Origin of the sequence: Pelagicoccus albus, assembly GCF_014230145.1 — a bacterium.
Classification (GTDB): Bacteria; Verrucomicrobiota; Verrucomicrobiia; order Opitutales; family Opitutaceae; genus Pelagicoccus; species Pelagicoccus albus.
This window is the reverse complement of record NZ_JACHVC010000005.1, coordinates 7,501-34,488: the sequence shown is the minus strand read 5'-3', so window position 1 is coordinate 34,488 and position 26,988 is coordinate 7,501. Positions and strand designations below refer to the sequence as shown.

Here is a 26,988-nt window from a genome sequence, read left to right as displayed (position 1 = left end):
CCCCGCGCAATCCGACATCAAAGATGCCTAGTAACTATGAGCGTACACAGAACGACATCCCCTTCCGAGGCGTCCATGATGGACACCCAACAGCTCCGCGAAACGTATATGATTACGGACCTCATCGCCCCAGCCGAGCTTCGCTATCGCGTCACCGACTTGGATCGAGCTATCGTGGGCTTCGCCTGCCCTGACAACAACCAACTCGAACTTCAAGCCGACGCCAGCATGCGAGCCTCCTATTTTTGCGAGCGTCGCGAACTCGGGATCCTCAACATCGGGGAATCGGGAATAGTCACCGTGGACGGCAAAGAATACCAACTGAGCAACCGTGAATGCCTCTACATCGGCCGCGGAGCCGAAGAGGTAATTTTCAAGGAAGACCAAGGTCAGAAGCCGCAGTTCTATCTGGTCAGCTACCCAGCCCATACGAGCTACCCGACTACAAAAGCGAGTCACGCCGACGCCAACCGAGTCGACCTTGGATCGGGTAAAACCGCCAACGAGCGAACTATTTTCCAATACATCCACGAGGGCGGCATCAAGAGCTGCCAACTCGTCATGGGCTATACCGAGCTTGCCGAAGGAAGCGTATGGAACACCATGCCGGCCCACACCCACGACCGCCGCAGCGAGGTCTACCTCTACTTCGATGTGCCGGAGGGAAACATGATCACTCACCTAATGGGCGAACCTGAAGAAACGCGCCATCTGCTAGTACACGATCGTCAAGCGGTTCTCTCGCCGCCTTGGAGCATCCACTCAGGCTGCGGCACTTCGAACTACTGTTTCGTTTGGGCTATGGGAGGTGAAAACCAGACCTTCGACGATATGGACGGGATCGATGTTCTGGACCTGATGTAAAGGAGAGGATCTTTAGCAATTCCCAAGGTGGGGTGTGGCCGCCGTGCCACACCTAACATAGGTTCGGGACGGCGCCCGAACCCTACCTTTTAAAACAATTCCCCTTGCCCGGCTGTCTCTTTGAGAGCCGGGCAAAATTGTGCATAGCGTTCCCGCCACTCTTCTAGCTTCTTTAGGTAGAAATCAGCATCATACGGGGCGTTCTCTGGATCGTAGTCATCGGCCGGATACGCTCGCTGCCAATTCGTGCTCTGGCCTTTTTTCTTAGGAAGAATGTAGTAAGAAACACGATCCCCCATCCCGACCGCCTTCTCCATCTTCAGGGCGACCTCAAGCGAAGCTCTGCGCGGTTTTCCGCCCGCATCGATCTTCTTTTTGTAGGCATCCGGATTTTGGCTGAGGACTTCGGACTTGGCGACTTCTGATACGTCCAGGCGTTGTTCTCTAATCTTCCGCTCCACCTCTTCCGCCAGGCGAGCGGGATCCTCCTCGCTGGCACCGAGCAAGCTATAGATCAACTTCCAAGTCAGATCCTTCAGATAAGGCTCGATCCCTCTAGACCTCAAAGCCGAGCCGCGAATCGTAACCTTTTCTCCGTCAAACAGAGCATAGTTTTTCGCTTTGTAGCAAAACACAGATTCGTATTTTCCGTCGTACTCCAGCTCGATTTCTTGCGGCAAACCTCTCTGAGCCTTGGCCAGCAACACATCGGCGTGATCGAAAAACTCACCCGCGGAAACGTAGATTCCATCCGTATCCGCTTCGAGCGGCTCGCAGCCTTCCATCTTAAAGAACTCGATCAAAGACTGCAGGATCTCACGCCCCTTGGCCGTAACCTCCGCCGCGAGTTCCGCATCGCCAAACCGTGCTGCGGAGAAGCCGAGATAGCCATAAAAGGAATTGATCAAAATCTTAAAGCTGCTCTGCCGAGCGTTGAACTCCGCAGCCAAGGCCGGATCTTCCGTTTCCCGAGCGAGCTTCTTGTACTTTAGGCGATACTCTCGTAGACGCTTCAGCATCGGTATGAACGCGCCGAGATGATCCCGCTTGGGATTACGGCCAATGAGAAGCAGCAAGCTAGGATAGAGGGAAGCGACGTCGAAGTGTAACACCTTTTCGTATACGCCTTCCGCAAAGCTAGCCGTGAAGCCGCCTTCGAAAGTATTGGCTGCAACAGGAACGGGACAGGCGGCATTCGCATGAAAATACTCTTCCTGAAATACGAGATCCACCTTGCTGGCAGAACCGCGTAGACAGACTTCCTGTAAAGTGGTCGGAAATGCTTTCGCTTGTTCGAAGTAAGTCGGCAATAACCGATCCGCAACCCCTTCGGTTTCACGCAAATCGTCGCGAAGGTAATCCAAGAAAGTATCTCGGTCTTCATCGAACATACCTTGGATCTTTGCCCCTTCGATATAGGTCCGCTCCTCCCCCGCCTGAGACGTCACTCCAAAAAACCTGGCTACATCCTTCAAGCCATAGGACATAAGCTCGCGGGTCGTGATGTCGAAAATCTGAACCAGCAAATAAGTATCCACCACGGCACGACCGGGAATGTCGCAGCGTGGGTAGTCGATCATGCGTTCCGCCACCCGTATTCGGGTATTTCGAAACTTCGCGTCTTGACCGTAACGCCCCCAAGCTGGAGCGAGTTTAAATCGTTTCGCCCGTCGGCGAAGGTAATCGAGGTCAAATTTGAAGATGTTATGCCCCTCGATCACATCGGGATCCAGGCTTTGGATACGCTCCGCCATTTGTTTGAGCAAGCTTCGCTCCGCGGCATCCGTCCGTTCCTCCAGAACCAAGGTTTCCACCACCTCTCCGCAGCGAAGGCCGATTGCCAAAACACGATCTCCTTTGCGAGTCGGATTACTGAAGCCACCCTCTACCTCGCAGGCTGTTTCGATATCCAGCTGCAGTCGCCGCAGCTCCGAAAACTTCATCTCTCCAAAGAGACGAAGTCGCTCCTGCAAGAGGAACTGACTTTCCAGCAAGCGAATCCAATCAATCGCGCCACTTCGGCTATTGGCCTTAACCGTTTCCTGATAGGTCTCTAGCGAATCGAAACGGAGCAACCGGTTGTACTCCCCGTCTCCCGAAAGGCTTTCCTCAGCGACTCCTTCAAGCTCCGACCATGCTTCGTCTTCCCTGGCCCAAACGAAAGGCTTGAATGTACGGATCTTATGGCGACGCTCGCCCTCAGAATTACCCCACGTGAGATGAGCCTCCCCCTCCGGGCTCACCCATACGCCGCACAATGAATCAGTAGACAAGTCAGACATTGAGACAAACTAGCGCGACGTCAGATCTAGCGTCCACGGAAAAGGGAAGGCCCAGAACTCAGGGTCATGAGTAGGGCCCACGGGGACAAAAAAATGCTCCCGAAACAAAGTTCGGGAGCATGGGAAATTAGAATGGGAAACCGCCGGTTTAGAATGGTTTGAAATAAACCATGTAGACGGCGATCCCGACCGATACGATCAGGCCCGACAAAACGAAGCCTTTGGACTTTTTGTAAGCCATGCCAGCTAAGGCCATGAGGAAGAGCCAGGCGACAAGCTTCACGATGATCCACCCTGCGGTGTATTCGTAGCCAAGCTTGGCTATGAGGCCGAAAGCGCCCACGAGAGCGATCAGGCCTACGATGCCGTTGATGGCCATCATCTTCGGCTTCTTATGCTTCTGCGGATTCGCTGCGATGTAGAAGATCGAGCCGCTGAGCATAAGGATCGAAAAAACGTGGATTAGGGAATAGATTCTCGGGTCCATATAAGCCGAGGTTTAGCAACGCTTTACCTCAAAGGGCAATCCCTAACGCCCGCAGGCGAAAAAATACGCGTACCCCACCATTGTGCCGTATACCGAAGGGGCTCATAGTCCTGTTTAAATACAGGTGGGCGACCGTCAGACAGCCTCTGCTTTCCGGTTTACGGCTTAGCATCAACCACCCTTCGAGACTCCCGTAAAAGTAAAGTAGGCGATGAGCGTTTTATCAGTACCTCGAACACCGCAGGGTACGCGAAGACCTCCCATACACCGCGCCACGAAGCCCTCGTCAACAAATTTGAAACGGCCTCAGCTCTTTTGGAATTTTTTTGATCCTCCGCCCAAAATCAGCCCTCGAGCTAACCACAAGCAAATGAGCGAGTTAAACAATGCGAAGCTGATATCTACCGGATTTCTAAGCATTTCTCCCAATCGACCCCACACCAAGAAGGATACAGCCGCAGAAATGAGCAGCGCTTGCCAATCGGTCAGACGCTTAGGTTTCGCGATGGCAAAGAGCGACAGGTTGCAGAGCAGAACCACCACTCCTACGATCTTGGAAGCGAGAGCGAATTTACCAAAAGTGTCGGGTTCGCCCCGCCCTATTGTCAGAAATTCCATCAAGGCGAAAAGCACCTGATTAAAAAGCAAGAAGCCCCAAACGAGGGCCACCCCGAGCTGCCAGGTCGCAGGTAAGTCCTTACCGTTCTTGGGGATACGCCTCGCCAAGTCGCATCCTGAGGAGCAATAGGAGCTCTCCGCGTGCGAGGGAGAACCACAACGATCACAAAATCGAGAGGACATATCCCTAACGCTCGTCTTCCAAGTCCTCGTCGTCGCTTCCCCAGTCGTAACCGTCGCCGCTTTCTTCGGGCTCCGGCTGGTTCATCTGAGTGATGATTAGTTCCTGCAGGCTGGCGAATAGCGCGTAGGCCGCGTAAGCGATCTGCATCTCGTCCGTCCACTGCACGTCCTCCAGATCGCCCTCCTCCAGTTGGCTATCCGTCACAGTCGCCAGAAGCGTGTCGCGAATTTTCAGCCGGATAGCGGAGCAGGCGCGGATGACCTTATCCATCTCGTTGGAGTTGATAAAGGCCCGACCGCTGAGCATAAACTCCCCGTCGAAGAGCTCCGAAATCACCTTGATTTCCTCGCGTTGCGAATTCAGGAGGTCGCTCTTCCAAAAGTCTTCTAAAAGCTCGTCATCGTCCGGAAACTCGGCTGGTGAGGCTAGCTCGTTTTCCAACTGCTTGAGCAACGGCCCAATGGTGTCCATCAAGGATTCAACCAACGCGGGATCTAGTCTTATCTCAATCTGTCTCATCGCGTTCCAGGATTGCTGACAGGTGCCACTCTTGAAGCTGGTAGACGTAGCCCTCCGCCTTTTCTCGGTTACCCTTCCACACCAGTGACCGTCCCTTCTGGTGCACTTCCATCATGTGCTCCTCCGCCTTGCTTTTGGACATACGCAGCACTCGCTCGAGTACCATGGTCACGTAGGACATCAGGTTAACGGGATCGTTGAGCACCACCACACCCCAGACGTCGGACAAAGCCGTTTCGTCTTTGGTATCGGTCTCAGCCAAAGGCGAGCCTACACTGGTCACTGGAGCTACCATAAAAATTGCGGTGCGGGAAATTGAATTTTGTTCAAGCGCGGGGCATAGGGAATAGAGCTGGCCCCAAAAACGGGGAGCTTTGTGCGCCATATCAGCGAAATTACAAGAGCCCATCTCCTCAGACGCCGAAAAGGCTTGAGAAAGTCAGCACATCCGCGAACCCCAGCGAACACAAGAGATACTTCGGCCGTCAATGGCCAGTGACAAAAAAAGCGACCCGAACGCTCGGGCCGCCAAATTGAGAAAACGATTTTCCGCTGCGTTATGATTTGGAGCGGATAGCTTCCACTAACGTCGATTCCGCATCGGCAATCGAAACCTTCATCATATCGCCCTGATCGCGCCACTTCATCTCGACTTCGCCATTCTTCAGTCCGCGTCCACCAATTGTGATGCGCAGCGGAATGCCGATGAGGTCAGCGTCTTTGAATTTAAAACCAGGACGCTCTTCACGATCGTCAACCAATACCGTCGCTCCTGCAGCTTCCGCGGCCGCTCCGAGTTTCGCGGTCAACGCATCCGCTTCTTCCATTCCGGGATCAAGCGTGATGATTAAAACCTGGTATGGAGCCACGTGCCATGGCCAGACGATACCATTCTTATCGTGACATTGCTCGATGATGGACTGCAGCGTGCGAGAAATTCCGATTCCGTAGCAGCCCATGACCGCGGGCTGGCGGTTACCGTCCTTGTCGACGTAGTGAGCTCCATACTCAGTGTTCTCGCTGTATTTGGTGCCGAGCTTGAAAATGTGGCCCACTTCGATGGCTCTTTGAATTTCGAGCGGCTGTCCAGAGATCGGGCAAGGCTCGCCAGCCTGCACCTTGCGGAAGTCCCCGAACTTATCGATATCGAGGTCGCGGCTAACGTTTACGTTCTTGAGGTGCATCGCCTTCTCGTTGGCACCCGTCACGCCATTGCCTACCAAGCGAACAGCCTCGTCCGCGTATACGCCGTCGAGCTTGGAGCGATCTTTGATCGTCCCTTTCACTGCTCCGAGGCTTCCGGGGTAAGCGCCCATGGCTTCGAAGATTTCGTCCACCGTGGCAGGACGCAGCAATGAGTAGCCCAGAGAAGCGAGCTTCGCTTCTTCGACCTGGTCGCAGCCGCGAACCACAACCGCGAAAAGCTTGTCGTCACCGACGAACAAAAGCGTTTTGAACTGCTGGTCGGCAGGGATATTGAACGGCTCCTTGGCGAGTTTCTCGATGGTCTTCACGCCTGGAGTTTCGAATTTTTCGATTTCTCCAGCGGGAGCGATATCGGCGAAATCTGTAGGAATGATTCCGCTGGTCGCTTTTTCCACGTTGGCTGCGTAACCGCTTTCGATGTTGTAGACCACGTCGTCGTCGCCTACTTCCGCAGGCACCATGAATTCGTGCGAAAACGCGCCGCCCATGACTCCCGTATCAGCCTCGACCGAGATGAACTTGAGCCCACAGCGAGCAAAGAACTTTTCATAGGCGCCGGCCATTCGCTTGTAAGTGTCGGTCGCTTCCTCGTCGGTCGCGTCGAAACTGTAGCCGTCCTTCATGATGAACTCGCGGGCCCGCATCAAACCATAGCGAGGACGGATCTCGTTGCGGAACTTGGTCTGGACCTGATAAAAAGTCTTACCCATGTCGCGATAACTAGTCGCCTCACCGCCGATAAGAGGAGTGACGATTTCCTCATGAGTTGGTCCGAGAACAAACTGAGGGTCTTCCGGAAGCTCAGCCTTTTCGCCAGCGCTACCAACTTGGTACATTATCTCGCGAGCCGCATTCCAGCGAGGTCCGGCCTTCCAGTATTCGGCCGGCACTACCGCAGGCATCAAAAGCTCCATAGCCCCTGCTCGATCCATTTCCTCGCGGCAGACGTTCTTAACGTTCTCCAAGGCTTTCGCCCCGAGCGGAAGAAAAGCGTAGATGCCACTGCCAATCTTTCGAACCAATCCAGCTCGAAGAAGCAACTTGTGCGAATCGATTTCCGCCTCGGCGGGGCTTTCCTTCAAAGTTGGGATGTAATGCTTGCTCCAGTAGTCCATGGTTTTGAGGGCCCAAAAAATGCTCCCCGCCCCTCCCATACAATCCTTAAATACGCCTCGAGCCATCCCTGGATGAACGGGCGTGCATTTCGGGCTTTATTTCGACGAGGATTAGCGCTCCCTAGCCTCTGTCCATGAGCACTCCTGATTCACCAGAACCGCCACGCCCTCAGGCAGCCGACGCCCAAAACCGCAAGCCTTGGCCCATGTGGCCCATCGCCCTCGCAATCGTCCTTTTCATGGTCGTGTACACTTGGATAAACATGCAGTACCGCAAGGAAGGGAAAGCCTTCGAGCCTTACCAAGCCATGATGGATCGCAAAAACGCCATCGTGGAAAAGAACTTCTACGACTGGTACAGCATCAAGACCTCTCGCGCCCCATCGAATACCGAGATCGTAACTCCCGCCTCAGCAACCACCCAAGCCTACGAGAACGTGCTGGATCTGGAGATCCCAGAGCAGCTGAAATATTACATGGCTGGTCGTCCCGTGCTCGTTCCGGGATTTATCAAAACGGAATCACCGGACTCGCTAACGCCGGGAACCCCGTTGCCCATTCGTCTGCACGTGCCTTCTCTGCTGGCAGAAGACGATCGTCTCCACCTCCTCTCCTTCTACAAAGAGGGCCAGCTCTACATTCTGGCTACCCTCTACGTAGAAAAAATGGAAGACTTCGACCAAAGCCTCCTGCAAGGCGAGCCCACGCCAGTCACCTTTCTCCTACCGACCGATCCCATCGCGGCCGAGACGGTGGAGGTTCATTTCATCAATACCGATCGCCTGGCCAAGTGGACCATCCAGAACCTCGACCCGAGCGCTGCGACAGTAGAGGAAGAAGACGTGGATGGAGAACCCGCCGCTTCGTAAACACCGCTGTGCAAGACACTCTCGTCTTGCTTCGCTAGCTTCAGTCGCTTGGATACCACTACCTTAGCCACCATGGAAGCGAGCGACAGCCAAGAACTTATCAAGCCCACCGACCTGCGTGGCATCTTAAACTACGTACCTCGGTTTCTCGGACAAACCTTTGTCGTGGCGCTCGATGGATCGATAATCGAGAGCGATAATCTTCCCAACCTCCTGCTGGACATAGCGGTGCTACGTAGCCTGCAGATCAACATCGTCATTGTTCACGGTATCGGAAAACAGCTGGCCGACCTCTCCAGCCTGCGCGAAGTCGTCCCTAGCAATGTGGATGGAAGTGGCGCCACAGACGAGGCGACTCTCGACCTAGCGATTCGGGCCTCTTCCCGCGTATCCCACCAGATTTTGGAGGCCTTGACCAAAGCGAAGCTAAAGTGCGCCATCACCAATTCCATCAAGGCGAAGCCGGTTGGCATCCTGAAAGGCGTCGATTTGCTGAACACAGGGAAGACCGACCAGATCGATGGCGATTTCCTAAATCACCTGATCGCCCAGAACATAATTCCGATCATCCAGCCCATCGGCTTCGATCGAAATGGACACACGCTTCGCATCAATAGCGACGCGCTGGCAGTCGACCTGGCGATAGCCTTGGGCGCGACCAAGATTCTTTATCTCTCGCACGAAAACGGCTTCAACCTCGGTGGTCGCCTCACTCAGCAGATCCCCGTCGGCGACTTGGAAAGGTTTATATCAGAAAAGGAATTCGAAGCGCTTTCACCCACCTTGCAGAGTAAAGCCAGACACGCTCTCCGCGGAGTGAAAGCGGAAATTTCCCGCATCCACATTCTCGATGGACACATACACGACGGCCTGATCCGCGAGGTTTTCTCCAATGAAGGAGTCGGTACGCTGATATACGGAAACGAGTACCAGCAAATCCGTCAGGCCAAACGCGATGAGGTCCCGCTCGTCTACCACTTGACCCGCAGCGGAGTCGCCCGCGAGGAATTGGTCGAACGAACTATGGCGTCCATCGAAGAAAAAATCGACCGCTACTACGTCTACGAGGTCGATGGAAATATCATGGCCTGCGTGCTGCTCGAGAAGTTTGAAGAGGACCCTGGCCTAAGAGAGGTTTGTTCCCTTTTCGTACACCCCTTCTACCAAAGGAAGGGTATCGGCCGAAAGCTGGTACGCTTCGCCTGTCAGCTCGCAGAGCAGGAGGGAGCAGAGCGAGTGATCGCCTTGTCCACTCAGACTCAGAACTTTTTCACCAGTCTCCTTGGCTTCGAGGAAGTTGATGCCCAAATCCTACCTCCGAAGAGGAAGGCGAGGTACGACTCCAGCAAGCGGAAATCCAAGGTGCTACTGAAGACTTTTTCTTAGTCTAAGTGTTTCGAAACCGCGGTCTGCATGCGGAAACGAGCTAACTTACGCAACTCTTCGTCATCCGCGCGACGGATAGCGGATTCGAATAATTCATCTTCTGCGGATTGCTCGGCAATCTTTCGACTCAAGCTATTAAGACCCATTGTAGCGTCTTTCGTTAAGCCTCCAATGTAGGTTCCGCCGATCAACTGTACGATGTTCTTAGATTTCATAATTGGTTTGGTTAATGCTGATTTTAACGGATTTCTTTCGCCCGGCTTTAGGCAATGCTCTCTATGACCGATCGAATATTGATCCATAAAACTCTGATTTAGACGGAATCCACGACCTTCACCCACTTTCATGCCTTCTCGCATTCGCATCGTTTCAGACATTCATCTCGGACATAAGGCCAGCGTCATCGACGAACTTCCCGCGCTCAGACCGCTCGCCGAAGGCGTAGACTGGCTCATCTTCAACGGAGATACCTTGGAGCTAAAATATGGCGACATGGACGTAGACCACTACGATCCCGCGAAGAAAAAGCAGGAGTTCGTCGATGAATCCTCACGATGGGGCTGCCGCGTCTCTTTGATCACAGGAAACCACGACCCGGAAATATCTGAGTTGCACTCCCTCAGCGTCCTCGAAGGCAAAATCTTTATCACACACGGCGACGGCCTTTTCCGAGACATCGCCCCTTGGAGCTCCAACATCAAAAACCTCAAGCGATTCTCCGAAAACATAGACCCGGAGGCTACCGGAACCACAGCGGAAGAACTCCACGAATATCTGGAAAAGCACAAGCAGGCCACCTTACTAGCACACAAGCACGACAAGAAATATAACCCCACTCTATGGGGAAAAATGAAGATATTTCTCCACCAAACTTGGCCGCCCACAACCCCCTTCCGCATCATCAAAAGCTGGATGGAAGTCCCTAGTCGGGCTCTTTCCCTAGCCAGACGGTTCGACTTGGATCCTCAGTTCATAGTGGTCGGTCACACGCATAATCCAGGTATCTGGAGAAGAGGGAAAACGACCGTGATCAATCTCGGATCCTACTTTCCATGGCCCGGAGCTCGATGCATAGACATTGAGGAAGACTCCCTAACCGTGCGAAAAATCAGGAAGAAACAAAACCAGATCGAACTCGGGTCGTCGCTAGCAAAATTCAAGATCACCTAATCTGGGAGGTAGTCCCCAGCAACGGGCAGCGAGTTTAACTCAAGGGCCTTTAGGGCAAAGAATCTTGGGATTTGCGGGAAATCTCCGTAAATCCGCCCCCCTTCGGTAAGTTTTCAAAGGATAGATCCGATGAGGAATAGCCGCCTCGCGCGCGGCTGTTTTACGCAATTACGAACTATCCACTTTATGAGCTTCCGATTCAGCAATTCGAACGACCCACAAAACTCGTCGGAACACGAACTTTCTAATGGCCAGTCTCTCGATTTCGAGGGGGGTGAATCCCTGAAGCTCTCCAACGCCGAGAACATAGCAGACTTAATACCCCAAGGCCACGACGTACTCGTGCTCACCAAAGACGGCTCTTCCTACCTTCTCAAAAACTTCCTTCTTGCCGACAATACCGAACTGGAACTCCCAGACGGCACCTCCATCACCGCCAGCAGTTTCAACGCCTCAGTGGATGGGCACCATTCGCAAGAAGGCGAGACGAGAGCCTTGACCCTTGCGCCAGATAGCTCCGCGGCGTCACTTACCGTACAGAGCGTCACGATCCTCTCCATCATCAGTCAGCTCTCCCAAGATACCAGCGCCTTCGAACGTCTGAATTTGAACGCAGACGGCGAGCACAATGAGTCGCTACGGGAGAAGTTCGAATCAGTAACTCTCAAAGAATTGGAAGCCCTCGAGGGACAATCCGATTCGGAAAATGCGACCTCGCAAGACAGCGGACTCGTCGCGGCGACTTACGCGGAAAGTGCTGCCTCAGCCTCTCCTACAACGGACCTGACACCTTCGGCCAATGACAGTGGAGACGATTCCGGAACCAAAAAAGTTGTTATCGATGTAACTGACTCAGTCGATGTCAGCCTACTGGACGGTAACGTCCATTTGGTTGTTACGACCACAGTCATTGACGATAATGGAGACGAAGTTGCCTCCGAAATCGTAGTGAATGACGATGGTACCGTTGACCTGATTCTCGATATCGAGGACGACGACAGTGGCGACGAAGTAGAGGTCGAAATCATCATTTCAGATCCGAGCGACGATAAGATAATCGATCGAAGCGAGATGACCGTGGTTTTGCCGGATCCTTTTGCAGACGATAACGTAGCCCTACGGATCGATAGCGACGGAGTGCTCGAAAACGAGAGCGGTTACTCGGTGGGAACCCTCAGCGCGATCGGAATCGAGGACGAACTCGATGGACCATTAAGCTATTCTATCGAGTCCGATAATTCAGGCCTCTTCGAGATAGTAGGAGACCAGATTAAGCTCAAGGACGATGCTCAAATCGATTTTGAAACAGCACCGGATGGCTACGAAGTACAAGTTCGTATAGAAAACGAAGATGGCGATGCCCTGATTCGCACCATCACGCTCCACGCCGTAGACACGAATGATCGCCCGGAGCTCGCGGCGATAGAAGTCTCCACAAACGAGGACTCTGCGATACACTTCGAAACTGAAACGTTCGAACAAGCTTTCTCGGACGTCGACTCTGACGACACCCTCTCTGCTATCCGCATCGAAAGCCTTCCGGAGAATGGTACGCTTCTGCTAAATGGTGCAGCGCTGGCCATTGGCCAAACCGTAGAAACGGCAGAAATTTCAAATATCTCCTTCCAACCTAATCAGGATTGGAACGGCCAAACCGAATTCCAATGGTCCGGCTTCGACGGAAATGATTGGTCCGAGAGCCCTGCCTCCATCACCATAGAAGTCGAGCAAGTAAACGATTCACCAATCGCGACGTTCTCAATAGGAACCCAATCGATCGCCGAAGATTTCGCATTCAGCTTCACCCTTCCTGAAACGTTGTTCGCAGACGCCGACGAAGGCGACGAGATCAGTTATTCCGCGACCCTACCCGACGGCAGTGAATTACCGGATTGGTTAAGCTTCGATCCCAGTACCCTCGAGTTCTACGGCACACCGGAAAACGAAGACGTGGGAATGGTCACCGTCCAGCTGATCGCCAGCGACGGACAGAGCCAAGCGGTCGAATACTTTGCCATCGTAGTTCAAAATACCAACGATGGTCCCGTGGCCTCTGCCATAATGGACCAAAAGGTGGAGGAGGATACCCCCTTCTCTCTCGACGCATCTGATTCCTTCTCCGATGCAGACCTCGGCGATACCTTAAGCTACACCGCCACACTGATGAACGGAAGCGAGCTTCCGGAGTGGCTGCATTTCGACGAAACGACAGGACTTTTTTCAGGCACCCCCAGCAACGAAGATATTGGGGAAATATCGGTTCTGGTTGTGGCTTCCGATGGGCAAGAGAACGCTTCCGAAATCTTCAGTATTGAAGTCGACAATACAAACGACAGTCCAACGGCGACCTATATTGCTCCCGTCGAAGCGACAGAAGACGCTTTGTTTATTTTTGATGCGTCTGATGCATTCGATGACGTGGACATCGACGACACTCTAACCTACTCCATACGGACGGAGGATGGCTCTGACCTGCCATCGTGGATTTCGATCAATCCCGCAACGGGCGAAATAACAGGCACACCAGACAATGAACAAGTTGGTAACCTGAGCCTCATTATTTCTGCCACCGATTCAAGCGGAGAAAGTGTATCCACTTCGCTAGAGATTTCGGTGACCAATACAAATGATGGTCCGATCGTTTCCACAGGAATCGTCGATCAATCAATTGCTGAAGATTCTGAGTTCTTCTTAGATGTATCCTCGAACTTCGAAGACCCAGACTTACTCGATTCGCTTTCCTATTCGGCAACGTTGGAAAATGGCGATCCGCTACCTTCTTGGCTCAGCTTCGATCCCTTTACTGTAACCTTCAGTGGCACTCCCGAAAACTCGGATATCGGAGCCGTCTCTGTTACGGTTTCCGCCACAGATGAATCAGGTGCCGCTACAAGCAGCTCATTCCGTATCCAAGTTGAAAACACAAACGACGGACCAGTAGCTTCAGCTATCTCAGACCAGACCACCGATGAAGATGCTATCTTCTCGATAAACGTTAGTGAAAGCTTCTCGGACGTGGACGCAGGAGACATTCTCACCTACTCCGCTACTTTGGAGAATGGCGACCCACTGCCAAACTGGCTGTCAATCGATTCCACTACCGGAGAGCTCTCAGGTACTCCGGAAAACGCTGATATAGGATCAATCTCCGTCAAGGTAACCGCCACAGACTCCGCGGGCACCGCCGCATCAGAGACATTCGCGATTCAAGTCGAGAACACAAACGACGGTCCAGTCGCTTCCACGATCTCAGATCATACCACAGATGAAGATGCCATCTTCTCGATAAACGTTAGTGAAAGCTTCTCAGACGTGGACGCAGGGGACATTCTCACCTACTCCGCTACTTTGGAGAATGGCGACCCGCTGCCAAACTGGCTATCGATCGATTCCACTACCGGAGAGCTCTCAGGTACTCCGGAAAACGCTGACATAGGATCAATCTCCGTTAAGGTAACCGCCACAGACTCCGCGGGCGCCACCGCATCAGAAACCTTCGCGATTCAGGTCGTGAACACCAACGACGGACCAGTCGCTTCACACATCTCAGACTGGACCACCGATGAAGATGCTGTCTTCTCGAAAGACGTTAGTGAAAGCTTCTCAGACGTGGACGCAGGAGACATTCTCACTTACTCCGCTACTTTGGATAATGGCGACCCGCTGCCAAACTGGCTATCAATCGATTCCACTACCGGAGAGCTCTCAGGTACTCCGGAAAACGCTGACATAGGATCAATCTCTGTTAAGGTAACCGCCACAGATTCCGCGGGCTCCACCGCATCAGAGACATTCGCGATTCAAGTCGAGAACACCAACGACGGACCAGTCGCTACAGCGGATTCTGCTTCAACCGATGATGCCAGCATCGTCGAAATCGACGCCCTCGCCAACGATATTGACATCGACGTGGGAGACGCCTTGTCGATCGTAAGCGCTTCGGTTCCTGAAGGGAAAGGCACTGTATCCATTGTTGACAACAAGATTGTATACGATCCCAGAGGAGCTTTCCCTAACCTCGCTTTGGGCAGTGGCGAGTCGGTAGAAATAAGCTACACAATTGAGGACAATGACGGTGCCCAAAGTACTACTACGGCCACAGTCCTCGTCCAAGGAGACGACAGCTTAGTCGTCCTAGACGATGCCGCAAACGAGATTGAGACTTCGGATATCGCGAACCGCGTCTACGGTCGTGATGGAAACGATCGAATAGAGAGTGCCGGAGGGGAGGACTTCGTTCACGGGGGAGCTGGAGACGACGTTCTCGTAGGTGGGGATGGAAACGACGTTCTCCTAGGTGGGGATGGAGATGATACAATCTCCGGAGGAGATGGAGTCGATGTAATCTACGGAAACTCCGGAGCGGATAATATTGATGGAGGAGCGGGTGACGACAGATTGTATGTAGATGCCCAAGACACGATCCAAGGCGGCGACGGCTACGACAAGGTCTACGTAAAGGATGATTCCGGCGTCACCATAAATACCGTTGAATCTTCAATCGAAGAAGTGATTGGAGATTCTGGAAACGACACCTTCGACGCAACTGGTTCTGAGACTTCCGTGCGCCTAGACGGAAGAGAAGGAGATGACACCTTACTTGGCGGTGACGCTGGCGACGTGCTTTGGGGACGTGAAGGAGACGACATGATCCTGGGCGGCGATGGTAATGACGTCATTTACGGGGGAGACGGAACTGACATCATTGATGGTGGTGCAGGCGACGACAGGTTGTATGTAGATGCCCAAGACACGATCCAAGGTGGAGACGGGTACGACAAGGTCTACGTAAAGGATGATTCCGGTGTCACCATTAATACCGTCGAATCTTCAATCGAAGAAGTGATTGGAGATTCTGGAAACGACACCTTCGACGCAACTGGTTCTGAGACTTCCGTGCGTTTGGACGGTGCAGCAGGAGATGACACCATACTGGGCGGTTATGCCGGAGACGTACTTATTGGTGGCGATGGAAACGACACGATAACAGGTGGCGATGGAGCGGACGTCATCTACGGGAACGCTGGAGCCGATGTGCTTGATGGCGGAGCAGGCGATGATAGGCTGTATATAGATTCTGAAGACACTGTAGACGGTGGAGACGGCTACGATACCGTTAAGGTCAAAGACACCGAGGGCGTTAATCTGAATCTGACAGACGCCTCGATTGAACGTGCCTATGGAGACACTGGAGATGACTCCTTCGATGCAAGTGGATCCACTGAGCAGGTCTACATCGACGCTGGGGAAGGCAACGATACCATCGTAGGCGGTGAGGCGAACGATACCCTCAAGGGTGGATCAGGAGATGATACGATTTTCGCTAGCGCTGGAACTGACAGCATATATGGCGGCGATGGTGAAGATACTCTCATTCTGACCGGTGATCGTTCTGAGTACTCAATCGATCTTTCGGAAGACGGAAAGTTCACCATACGTGATACCGTCGCTGATCGCGATGGAGTCAGTGATGTTAGAGAGGTAGAAAATTTCGTCTTCAACGGGGTCGCCTACACCGCTGAACAGGTCCTGCACGGCGATATCGAAGTCAACCAGGAGATCGCTGACCAAAATGCCACAGAGGACATCAATTTCAGTCTATCGACATCCGATACATTTACAGCATTCGACGCAGGGGATACGCTAACCTTCTCAGCCACCCTCGAAAACGGGGATCCACTTCCAGATTGGCTCACTATAGATCCAGAAACAGGCGACCTCTCTGGATCTCCAGAAAATGGTGATGTCGGAGCTATTTCGGTCAAAGTTACCGTTTCAGACGAGAACGGAGCAAGTGCCTCAGATATCTTCGGTATTGAGGTAGAGAATACAAATGACGGCCCGATCGCATCTGCAATCAGCAACCAAACCGTCGACGAGGATTCTGCATTCTCCTTGGACGCCTCTGCCAACTTTACCGATGTCGATCAAGGAGACACCCTCAGCTACTCCGCAACGCTACAAGACGGGACTGCCCTACCAGCGTGGTTAAGTATCGACTCGAGCACAGGAATAATATCAGGCACTCCTCTCAACGAGGACGTAGGCTTGTTAGCTGTAAAGGTAGTCGCGACCGATCAATCTGGTGCGACGGCTTCAGATAACTTCACCATTCAGATTTTAAATACGAATGATGGTCCAGTTGCAGACGTAATCCCAGACCAAACGACCGACGAAGATGCACTGTTCACTCTCGATGTTTCAGACAGCTTCTCAGACGTAGACGCAGGCGACACCCTATCCTATTCCGCTACTTTGAGCGACGGATCCCCTCTCCCCTCTTGGCTTTCGATTGACTCCGAAACCGGGCTACTCAGCGGAACCCCGCGCAACGCAAACGTGGGAGATCTTGAAATCACCGTTGTCGCAAACGATGGAGAAGCAACCGCTCAAAGCAACGTTCTACTAGAAGTTCTGAACACGAACGATGGACCAATAGTCAGCTCCGCAATATCGAACCAGACTACCGACGAGGACGCTGCCTTCACACTTGATTCATCAACACACTTTTCTGATCAAGACATCGGCGACAGCTTGACCTATTCGGCTTCCTTGGCCGACGGAACAGGACTTCCTGCCTGGCTTTCAATCGATCCTGATACAGGTATTTTGACTGGGACTCCAGAAAATGGAGACGTAGGAATGATCTCAGTGACTGTTGTAGCCTCAGATGGGCAAGCTACAGCTTCTGATACATTCTCGATTACCGTTGAGAACACGAATGATGGACCGACCGTCACGGAGGTCATCGCAGACTCCACAGCACAAGAGGACTCCTCGTTTAGTCTGGATATTTCAGACAAGTTTGTAGACGAGGACTCTGCAACTACCCTCGCTTACTCCGCGACTTTAGAGGATGGATCCCCTCTCCCAAGTTGGATGCAGTTCAACTCCGAAACGGGTATTTTCTCCGGCACGCCAAACAACAATGATGTCGGCATCGTATCCATCACGGTAAGCGCTAGCGACGGATTAGAATCGACCAGCCAAACCTTTACACTCGAGGTTGAAAACACGAATGACGCCCCGACTGTCACAACCTCGATCGATAATGTGGATACATATGAGGACGACGCTTTCACGCTCGAAACAGCGGACAGCTTCGCGGACGTCGATAGCGGAGATGTTCTTACTTACTCTGCTACTTTGCTCGATGGATCTCCGCTTCCGACATGGCTAATCTTCGACACCTCAACAGGAACATTTTCCGGTACTCCTCTCAATGCAGACGTCGGGACGATCAACGTAACAGTTACCGCATCAGACGGCATTGAGAGTGCATCAAGTTCATTCGAAATCGAGGTAATCAATACAAACGATCGCCCCGTAGCGACAGCTATCCAAAATCAAGACATTGATGAGGACAGCGTATTCCTAGTCGAGGCTTCCAATCACTTCACCGACTACGACCTTGGCGATACTCTGACCTACTCGGCGACCTTGGAAGACGGGACACCGCTTCCCTCTTGGCTCACCATAGATTCCATAACGGGCGAACTGACAGGCACTCCAGAAAATGGAGATGTTGGCACCATCAGCGTAACTGTAGTAGCGACTGACCAAGCAGGAGAATTCGCATCGAACACTTTTAATATCAAAGTCTCGAATACAAACGATGGTCCTACCGCGACAACTATTGACGACCAAAATGTAGCAGAGGACTCATTGTTCAGTCTAAGCGTTGCGGATAATTTCTCAGACGAAGACGTAGGCGACAGCCTAACATTCACTGCTTCAATGCAGGATGGAAGCAGCCTACCAGACTGGCTTTCTTTTAATTCGGAAACAGGGGAGTTTTCTGGAACGCCCACTAACGACGACGTCGATTCGATTGAGTTGTTAGTATCCGCCAGCGATGGCGAGGCTAGCGTCGCTAAATCGTTCACGCTCACAGTGGACAATACAAACGATGGGCCAACCCTGTCAGCCACCATATCTGATACCAATGCGGTTGAAGACTCAGCCTTCTCGTTTGATGTTTCCAGCAATTTCTCAGACGTGGACGCGGGAGACACCCTAAGCTATTCGGCTACCCTCGAAGACGGATCGCCTCTTCCAAGCTGGCTAACTATCGACGATGCAACAGGACAGCTCTCGGGAACACCGGAAAATGCCGATGTAGGAACGATCTCGGTATCCGTGACTGCGACCGATAGCGAGGGCTCTTCCGTCCAGGATACATTTAGTATCACAATTGAAAATACAAACGATGGTCCCACAGCTAGCGTCATAGATAGCCAGGACGTCGACGAAGATTCACTCTTCACTCTGGACGCTTCAAACTATTTTGCAGACGAAGACATCGGAGATACCATGAGCTATTCCGCAACGCTCTCCGATGGGTCAGCTCTTCCCTCATGGCTTTCTATCGATTCCGAAACAGGCGAATTGTCCGGAACCCCGCGTAATGACGATATCGGCACCGTAACGCTAAAGATAACAGCGACTGATGGGGTCGAATCCGCGGAGACCTCTTTTGATCTTTCCGTAGCCAACACAAACGACGGACCGGTGGCGACGACGATTTTCGACCAGACCACTGACGAAGATGCAGCGTTCTCACTCGACGTCTCAGGTAACTTCTCAGACGCGGACGTTGGAGACACACTCACCTACTCGGCCACTCTGGCGAACGGTGACCAGCTTCCAAGCTGGCTGTCGATAAATCCAACTACAGGTGAACTCTCAGGCACTCCGGAAAACGGAGACGTTGGATCATACTCAGTAACCATAACGGCAACCGACGCTGCAGGATCATCAGCCTCTGATACCTTCGATATTCAGGTCGACAATACAAACGACGGGCCAGTCGTAAACACGTCCCAAGCTCAAACTCTGTGGAGTGAGAATTTCACAGATGAGTCTACTGGGGATACAATTGGCAATAACGGTGCATGGACAACAGATGATTCAGCGGCTGACTCAACAGCTATTCACAGTGTACAAAACGGAGCGTACAGTTTTGCGAAAACAACCATTTCTAGTGACAACGATGACGCTCTCGTAAAACTACAGACGCAATCCATCGACATTTCAGGTAAGACGAATCTCGAACTATCGTTCGATCTCATGAGTGAAGGAACGCTGGAAGAATCTGGAGGTTGGCTAGATTACTTTCAAGTGATAGCAATCGTAGACGGAGTCCCTACCGAAATACTTAGACAAGACGGGAACCTGACCCAGGGTGATGGAGCATTCTACAATTTTACCCTAACGAATCTTCCAGAAGGCGACAACCTCATTCTTTCCTTCGAAGCCAAAACAACGGGAGCATCTGAGATTTACGCGCTCGACAATATCCAACTAGATGGCGAGCCGATCCTCCTGACAGACCAAACTATCTACGAGGATGCGGCTTTCACTATCGATTCATCTTCCAACTTTACCGACGAAGACGCAGGCGACACGCTCACCTACTCAGCGACCCTTGAAAGCGGACTCCCGCTGCCAAGCTGGCTATCCATCGATTCCGAGACAGGCGAGCTCTCAGGCACTCCAGAAAACGGAGACGTCGGGGTAATCTCCGTTACGGTAACAGCAACCGACGGATCAGGAGAGACCGCTTCAGACACATTTAGTATCCAAGTCGAAAACACAAACGACGGACCGACCGCGTCTGCGATCTCAGACCAGACCACGGACGAGGATTCCGCGTTCTCATTGGACGTCTCAGGCAACTTCTCAGACGTAGACGCGGGAGACACTCTCACTTACTCAGCTACACTCGAAAGCGGACTCCCGCTGCCAAGCTGGCTCTCGATTGACTCCGCGACTGGCGAACTCTCCGGCACACCAGAGAACGGCGACGTAGGATCAATCTCCGTAACCGTCACCGCCACAGACGAGTCAGGTGCCACCGCTTCCGACACCTTCGGTATCCAGGTCGACAACACAAACGACGGACCAACCGCGTCCGCAATATCAGACCAGACAACCGACGAGGACGCGGCATTCAGCTTGGACGTCTCGGGCAACTTCGACGACGTCGACGCTGGCGACACCCTCACCTACTCCGCCACTCTCGAAAGCGGACTCCCATTGCCAAGCTGGCTCTCGATTGACTCCGCGACTGGCGAACTCTCAGGCACTCCAGAAAACGGGGACGTAGGGTCCATCTCCATTACCGTCACCGCAACCGACGAGTCAGGAGCCACCGCATCCGACACATTTGGTATCCAGGTCGACAACACAAACGACGGACCAACCGCGTCTGCAATCTCAGACCTGACAACCGACGAGGACGCAGCATTCAGCTTGGATGTCTCGGGCAACTTCTCAGACGTAGACGCAGGCGATAGCCTCACTTACTCCGCCACTCTCGAAAGCGGACTCCCGCTGCCAAGCTGGCTATCTATTGACTCCGCGACTGGCGAGCTATCCGGTACGCCAGAAAACGGGGATGTAGGGTCAATCTCCATTACGGTAACAGCAACCGACGGATCAGGAGAGACCGCTTCAGATACATTTAGTATCCAAGTCGAAAACACAAACGACGGACCGACCGCCACCGCAATCTCCGACCAAACTACCGACGAGGACGCGGCTTTCAGCCTGGATGTCTCAGGCAACTTCTCAGACGTAGACGCGGGAGACACCCTCACCTACTCCGCCACACTCGAAAGCGGACTCCCGCTGCCAAGCTGGCTCTCTATAGACTCCGTAACTGGCGAGCTCTCCGGCACCCCAGAGAACGGCGACGTAGGATCCATCTCCGTAACCGTCACTGCCACAGACTCTACTGGAGCAACCGCGTCAGACACATTAGGCATCCAGATCGAGAATACAAACGACGGACCAACGGCTATCGCCATCTCCGACCAGACCACGGACGAGGATTCCGCGTTCTCATTGGACGTCTCAGGCAACTTCTCAGACGTAGACGCGGGAGACACTCTCACTTACTCAGCTACACTCGAAAGCGGACTCCCGCTGCCAAGCTGGCTCTCGATTGACTCCGCGACTGGCGAACTCTCCGGCACACCAGAGAACGGCGACGTAGGATCAATCTCCGTAACCGTCACCGCCACAGACGAGTCAGGCGCCACCGCTTCCGACACCTTCGGTATCCAGGTCGACAACACAAACGACGGACCAGTTGTATCCGACGCCTCACCTAGCGGACTACAAGCCTCTTACTTCAACCTTGAAACAGCCCCCACTCAACTCTCCGATATAGATTTTGAGGCTACTCCCGATCACGTTGCAAACGTATCGGAAATAAACTACTTTATCGGCGAGGCCGAGATATACGACGGAGGTCCGGTTGATAATGTTGCGGTCAAGTACGAGGGAGATATTCATGTAGACGAGACCGGCACTTGGAGCTTCCAAGTCGGAGGGGACGACGGTTACAGGCTTTTCATAGACGGCGAGGAGGTTCTCGCAATGGACGGACTGCATGGACATGCCTCCACCACCGGTTCAATCGAGCTCACAGAAGGCTCGCACTCAATCCAACTCCTATACTTTGAACAAGGCGGGAGCTCCAGTCTTAAGCTGGAATGGCAAGGACCGAGCGATTCTTCTTTTTCCGTCATCGACAGCGAGTCACTTTCTCCCCCTCAAATTGCAACCGAAGACTCAGCATTCAGTCTAGACGTCTCTGGCAATTTTAACGACGTCGATGAAGGTGACACCCTAACCTACTCGGCGACGCTTGAAAACGGTGACCCCTTGCCAGAATGGCTCTCAGTCGATTCCCTAACGGGTGAGCTATCGGGGAATCCAGAAAACGAAGACGTGGGCTCCATATCCGTAACTGTCACCGCAACAGATTCAGCTGGGGCCACAGCATCTGACACATTCAGTATCCGGGTTGAAAATACAAACGATGGACCAACAGCCTCCGCCATTTCAAACCAGACAACAGATGAAGACGCAGTCTTCAGTCTAGACGTTTCGGGTAACTTCTACGACATAGATGCTGGCGACACGTTCACTTACACCGCGACCTTAGAAAACGGTGATGATCTCCCTGGTTGGCTGTCTATAGACTCCGAAACTGGCGAACTCTCAGGCATTCCAGAAGATGTTGATGTCGGGTCAATTTCCGTAACGGTAACCGCGACAGACTCAGGTGGAGCAACCGCTTCTGAAACATTTGGTATCCAAGTTAATAACACAAACGACGGACCAATTGCGAGCCCGATGGGGCAAAGCGGGCTGCGAGCGTCGTACTACGACCTCGATTCAGCCCCGACCCAGCTCTCTGACATAGACTTTGACGCCACCCCGGACTTCATCGAGGTCGTTTCAGAGGTCAACATGTCAGTCGGAGCAGGAGAGGTATACTCCGGAGGGCAATCCGACAACGTCGCGGTGAAATACGAAGGCTACATCGAAGTCGACGAGACCGGAACATGGAATTTTCAGGTTTCAGGAGATGACGGTTACAGACTTTTTATCGATGGCGAGGAGGTTCTAGCTCTTGACGGTCTCCACGGCCACTTGTCGACCACCGGATCAGTCGAACTGGACGAAGGCTCGCACTCCATCGAGCTCATTTACTTCGAGAGGGATGGCGGTTCCAGCCTTACGTTGGAATGGCAAGGACCGAGCGATTCAGAGTTTTCCATCATAGGCAGCGAATCGCTAACTACTCCAGACCTAGTACAAACTGCAACAGAGGACCTCGCATTCTCACTCGACATTTCAGGCAACTTCTCGGACGTAGATGAAGGAGACACCCTCTCCTACTCCGCGACTCTCGAGGATGGCTCGCCACTGCCAAGCTGGCTCTCTATCGACCCTGCTACAGGTGAGATATCTGGCACGCCAGAAAACGGGGACGTCGGGTTAATTTCCATAACTGTCACCGCCACCGACGAGTCAGGAGCAACAGCATCCGACACTTTCGGGATCCAAGTCGACAACACAAACGACGGCCCGACTGCATCCGCCATATCTGATCAGACCACCGACGAGGATGCGGCATTCTCTCTCGACGTCTCGGGAAACTTCTCAGATGTCGATGTAGGAGACACGCTTACCTATTCCGCCACTCTCGAGAACGGAGATTCACTCCCAAGCTGGCTCTCTATTGATAGCGAAACAGGCGAACTCTCGGGCACGCCCGAAAATGGGGACGTAGGATCATACTCAGTAACCGTAACGGCAACCGACACTGCAGGATCATCAGCGTCCGACACCTTCGGCATCCAGGTAGACAATACAAACGACGGGCCAACGGCTACAGCCATCTCTGATCAAACGGCAACGGAAGATTTCTTATTCACATTCGATATCACCGATAACTTTTCCGATGTCGATGTCGGTGATAATCTAAGCTACGAAGCCACCTTAGCCGACGGTTCAACTCTCCCTTCCTGGCTAAGTTTTGATGGGGCAACGGGTCAATTTTCAGGTACTCCCGATACCTACGATCTCGGAACGCTAGAGGTTAAAGTAGTAGCGAGTGATGGTGAGGCGACCACAGAACAAACCTTCTCAATCCTTGTCGAGAAGACCAACGATTTAATAACTGCTACGGTCGATGTAGACTCCTCTGCGAACACTGTCGCAGAGAACGCTAGCGAAGGAACGACAGTAGGTGTCACCGCTTCGGCTTCAGACGCCGACGCAGGTGATACCGTCACATACTCCGTGGACGACGCACGATTCACAGTAGACTCGGACGGAGTCGTCACCGTCGCCGCAGGTGCCTCCTTCGACGCCGAAACCGAAGCATCCATAGACATCGTCGTCACAGCAACATCATCCGACGGATCCACTTCAAACGAAACGTTCACTGTCGCGGTAAGCGACGTTGACGAATACGACGTATCCGCAGTTTCTGACACGGATTCGGACGCTAATACCATCGCCGAGAACGCATCCGAAGGAACGACCGTTGGCGTAACTGCTTCGGCGTCAGATGCCGACTCGACGGAAAACGTCACTTACTCCGTAGACGACGCTCGATTCACAGTGGACTCGAACGGAGTGGTCACAGTTGCAGCAGGAGCTTCCTTCGACGCGGAAACCGAAGCGTCCATCGACATCGTCGTCACAGCGACTTCATCCGACGGATCCACTTCGAACGAGACCTTCACCGTCAACGTCTCGGACGTAGACGAATACGACGTATCCGCCGTATCGGACACAGACGCTACGGCTAACACAATCGCCGAGAACGCATCCGAAGGAACGACCGTTGGCGTAACTGCTTCGGCGTCAGATGCCGACTCGACGGACAACGTCACTTACTCCGTCGACGACGCACGTTTCACAGTAGATTCGAACGGAGTTGTCACCGTCGCCGCGGGAGCTTCCTTCGACGCGGAGACCGAAGCGTCCATAGACATAGTCGTCACAGCAACATCGTCAGACGGATCCACTTCGAACGAGACCTTCACCATCGCGGTAAGCGACGTTGACGAGTACGACGTATCCGCCGTATCGGACACAGACGCTACAGCTGACACCATCGCGGAGAACGCGTCCGAAGGAACGACTATAGGTGTAACCGCCACTGCTGCAGACGCAGACTCGACCGATACCGTCGCCTTCTCCGTGGACGACGCACGTTTCACAGTAGACTCGAACGGAGTGGTCACCGTCGCCGCGGGAGCCTCTTTCGACGCCGAAACCGAAGCCTCCATAGACATCGTCGTCACAGCCACATCGTCAGACGGATCCACCTCAAACGAAACTTTCACCATCGCGGTAAGCGACGTCGACGAGTATGACGTATCCGCCGTCTCGGACACAGACGCTACGGCCAACACAATCGCCGAAAACGCGTCCGAAGGCGCAACCGTTGGTGTTACCGCTTCGGCTACAGACGCCGACGCCACCGACAACGTCACCTACTCGGTCGACGACGCACGCTTCACCGTAGACTCGAACGGAGTCGTCACCGTCGCCGCGGGAGCTTCCTTCGACGCCGAAACCGAAGCCTCCATCGACATCGTCGTCACTGCAACTTCTTCAGACGGATCCACTTCAAACGAAACATTCACCGTCAACGTCTCGGATGTAGACGAATACGACGTATCCGCTATTACAGACGCAGACGCTACATCTGACGTTGTTTCCGAGGATGCATCAAATGGAACCATCGTAGGCATAACAACCTCGGCATCAGATGCCGACGCAACCAACAATACCGTAACCTACTCAATTACCAGCGACCCGAGCGGTGCATTTGAGATTAATACCACGACTGGAGTTGTCACGATTGCAGACTCAAGTGCTCTGGACTACGAAAGCGCGACGAGTCATACGATTGAGATTACGGCGACATCATCTGACGGATCTGTATCAAGTAAGAACTACGCTGTATCGGTTGAAGATGTTAACGAAACACCAGTCGTTTCTCCAATCGCAGACCAAACGACCGACGAGGACGCAGCTTTCTCATTGGACGCCTCAGGTTACTTCTCGGACGTCGACGCTGGCGACACGCTCACCTACTCAGCTACCCTGCTAAACGGCAATCCCCTGCCAAGCTGGCTCTCCATCGATTCCGTAACCGGCGAACTTTCGGGCACGCCAGAAAACGGGGACGTCGGTTCCATATCAGTCACCGTAACAGCCACGGACTCCGCAGGAGCGACCGCGTCCGACACCTTCGGGATCCAAGTCGACAACACGAACGACGGACCGACCGCGACCGCCATCGCCGACCAAACCACAGACGAGGACGCAGCCTTCAGCCTCGACGTATCCGGAAACTTCTCCGACGTAGACGCAGGCGACACGCTCACCTACTCCGCGACACTCGAGAATGGCGACCCGCTTCCGAGCTGGTTATCGATCGACTCCGAGACGGGCCTGCTGTCCGGCACTCCCGAAAATGACGACGTAGGAACCATCTCGGTTACTGTGACCGCTACCGACTCGGCCGGAGCTACCGCTTCCGACACATTCGGATTACAAGTAGATAACGTGAATGACGCTCCAGTCACGACTTCAAGCAATACGTCTGGACTCAGAGCGTCATATTTCGATGTCGGAACAAGCGTGAGTCAACTATCAGATATCGATTTCACTAGCACACCTGATTACGAAGACGTCGTAACAGAAGTTAATTTCAATGTGACAACCTCATCAGCCTATACGGGAGGAGATACCGATTGTTTCGGAATACGCTACGACGGAAATATCGTCGTGGATGAGTCTGGGACCTGGAATTTCAGGGTGACTGGAGATGATGGATACAAACTCTTCATAGATGGGGTTGAAGTTATAAACCTAGACTACCAACACAGTGCCACCGCGACTACGGGTAGCATCGACCTCAGCGAAGGTGAGCACACCATAGAACTCTACTATTTCGAGGCTTGGG

Annotated in this window: 12 protein-coding genes and 1 other RNA gene (1 of these 13 only partly in view); 5 read left to right on the top strand and 8 right to left on the bottom strand. The window is 53.1% G+C overall.

Annotation, left to right across the window (positions count from 1 at the left end; all coding sequences use genetic code 11):
* Nucleotides 1–36 precede the first annotated feature (36 nt).
* Entirely contained in the window at nt 37–864 is an 828-nt protein-coding gene (gene kduI, locus H5P27_RS02175) for a 5-dehydro-4-deoxy-D-glucuronate isomerase (protein WP_185658736.1), read from the top strand.
* An 89-nt stretch (nt 865–953) separates the two neighbouring features.
* On the opposite strand, the gene H5P27_RS02170 is transcribed toward kduI, so the two are convergent.
* From H5P27_RS02170 to H5P27_RS02140, 7 genes are all read right to left on the bottom strand, one after another.
* Nucleotides 954–3,146 (bottom strand): DNA polymerase domain-containing protein, encoded by a 2,193-nt coding sequence (locus H5P27_RS02170; RefSeq protein WP_185658735.1) that lies wholly within the window; start codon nt 3,144–3,146, stop codon nt 954–956.
* Between the two features lie 148 nt (nt 3,147–3,294).
* The gene (locus H5P27_RS02165) at nt 3,295–3,633 is read right to left on the bottom strand and encodes a hypothetical protein (RefSeq protein WP_185658734.1); all 339 of its coding nucleotides are present in this window, start codon (nt 3,631–3,633) and stop codon (nt 3,295–3,297) included.
* A gap of 67 nt (nt 3,634–3,700) precedes the next feature.
* A non-coding RNA gene (ssrS, locus tag H5P27_RS02160) (6S RNA) lies at nt 3,701–3,883 on the bottom strand.
* Between the two features lie 56 nt (nt 3,884–3,939).
* Complete coding sequence (locus H5P27_RS02155) at nt 3,940–4,434, bottom strand: hypothetical protein (protein WP_185658733.1); 495 nt, start codon at nt 4,432–4,434, stop codon at nt 3,940–3,942.
* A gap of 4 nt (nt 4,435–4,438) precedes the next feature.
* Nucleotides 4,439–4,954, bottom strand: coding sequence for a hypothetical protein (locus tag H5P27_RS02150; RefSeq protein ID WP_185658732.1), 516 nt, complete (start codon nt 4,952–4,954; stop codon nt 4,439–4,441).
* Nucleotides 4,941–5,249, bottom strand: coding sequence for an ATP-dependent Clp protease adaptor ClpS (locus H5P27_RS02145; protein ID WP_221774575.1), 309 nt, complete (start codon nt 5,247–5,249; stop codon nt 4,941–4,943). The genes H5P27_RS02150 and H5P27_RS02145 overlap by 14 nt, the downstream gene beginning before the upstream one ends.
* Nucleotides 5,250–5,511: 262 nt before the next feature.
* A complete protein-coding gene (locus H5P27_RS02140) occupies nt 5,512–7,275 on the bottom strand; it encodes a proline--tRNA ligase (protein ID WP_185658731.1) in 1,764 nt (587 codons plus the stop codon).
* 134 nt (nt 7,276–7,409) lie between these two features.
* Between H5P27_RS02140 and H5P27_RS02135 the strand changes: the two genes are divergently transcribed.
* Both H5P27_RS02135 and argA read left to right on the top strand, forming a co-directional pair.
* The gene (locus H5P27_RS02135; RefSeq protein WP_185658730.1) at nt 7,410–8,144 is read left to right on the top strand and encodes a hypothetical protein; all 735 of its coding nucleotides are present in this window, start codon (nt 7,410–7,412) and stop codon (nt 8,142–8,144) included.
* Between the two features lie 72 nt (nt 8,145–8,216).
* Entirely contained in the window at nt 8,217–9,530 is a 1,314-nt protein-coding gene (argA, locus tag H5P27_RS02130) for an amino-acid N-acetyltransferase (RefSeq protein ID WP_185658729.1), read from the top strand.
* Here argA and H5P27_RS02125 read toward each other — a convergent pair.
* Complete coding sequence (locus H5P27_RS02125; RefSeq protein ID WP_185658728.1) at nt 9,527–9,745, bottom strand: hypothetical protein; 219 nt, start codon at nt 9,743–9,745, stop codon at nt 9,527–9,529. The genes argA and H5P27_RS02125 overlap by 4 nt on opposite strands.
* Nucleotides 9,746–9,875: 130 nt before the next feature.
* Here H5P27_RS02125 and H5P27_RS02120 point away from each other — a divergent pair, with 130 nt between their 5' ends.
* Together H5P27_RS02120 and H5P27_RS02115 are read left to right on the top strand one after the other, a co-directional pair.
* Entirely contained in the window at nt 9,876–10,700 is an 825-nt protein-coding gene (locus tag H5P27_RS02120; RefSeq protein WP_185658727.1) for a metallophosphoesterase family protein, read from the top strand.
* Nucleotides 10,701–10,886: 186 nt separating this feature from the next.
* A protein-coding gene (locus tag H5P27_RS02115; protein WP_185658726.1) for a putative Ig domain-containing protein crosses the window boundary here: on the top strand, nt 10,887–26,988 show its 5' portion. 1,895 nt of this gene lie beyond the right edge of the window; the window shows 16,102 of its 17,997 coding nt (coding positions 1–16,102); its start codon is at nt 10,887–10,889; the stop codon falls past the right edge of the window.

Coding starts and splice junctions, on each gene's coding strand:
- kduI (WP_185658736.1), top strand. CDS start 37: ATGAGCGTACACAGAACGACATCCCCTTCCGAGGCGTCCATGATGGAC.
- H5P27_RS02170 (WP_185658735.1), bottom strand. CDS start 3,146: ATGTCTGACTTGTCTACTGATTCATTGTGCGGCGTATGGGTGAGCCCG.
- H5P27_RS02165 (WP_185658734.1), bottom strand. CDS start 3,633: ATGGACCCGAGAATCTATTCCCTAATCCACGTTTTTTCGATCCTTATG.
- H5P27_RS02155 (WP_185658733.1), bottom strand. CDS start 4,434: ATGTCCTCTCGATTTTGTGATCGTTGTGGTTCTCCCTCGCACGCGGAG.
- H5P27_RS02150 (WP_185658732.1), bottom strand. CDS start 4,954: ATGAGACAGATTGAGATAAGACTAGATCCCGCGTTGGTTGAATCCTTG.
- H5P27_RS02145 (WP_221774575.1), bottom strand. CDS start 5,249: ATGGTAGCTCCAGTGACCAGTGTAGGCTCGCCTTTGGCTGAGACCGAT.
- H5P27_RS02140 (WP_185658731.1), bottom strand. CDS start 7,275: ATGGACTACTGGAGCAAGCATTACATCCCAACTTTGAAGGAAAGCCCC.
- H5P27_RS02135 (WP_185658730.1), top strand. CDS start 7,410: ATGAGCACTCCTGATTCACCAGAACCGCCACGCCCTCAGGCAGCCGAC.
- argA (WP_185658729.1), top strand. CDS start 8,217: ATGGAAGCGAGCGACAGCCAAGAACTTATCAAGCCCACCGACCTGCGT.
- H5P27_RS02125 (WP_185658728.1), bottom strand. CDS start 9,745: ATGAAATCTAAGAACATCGTACAGTTGATCGGCGGAACCTACATTGGA.
- H5P27_RS02120 (WP_185658727.1), top strand. CDS start 9,876: ATGCCTTCTCGCATTCGCATCGTTTCAGACATTCATCTCGGACATAAG.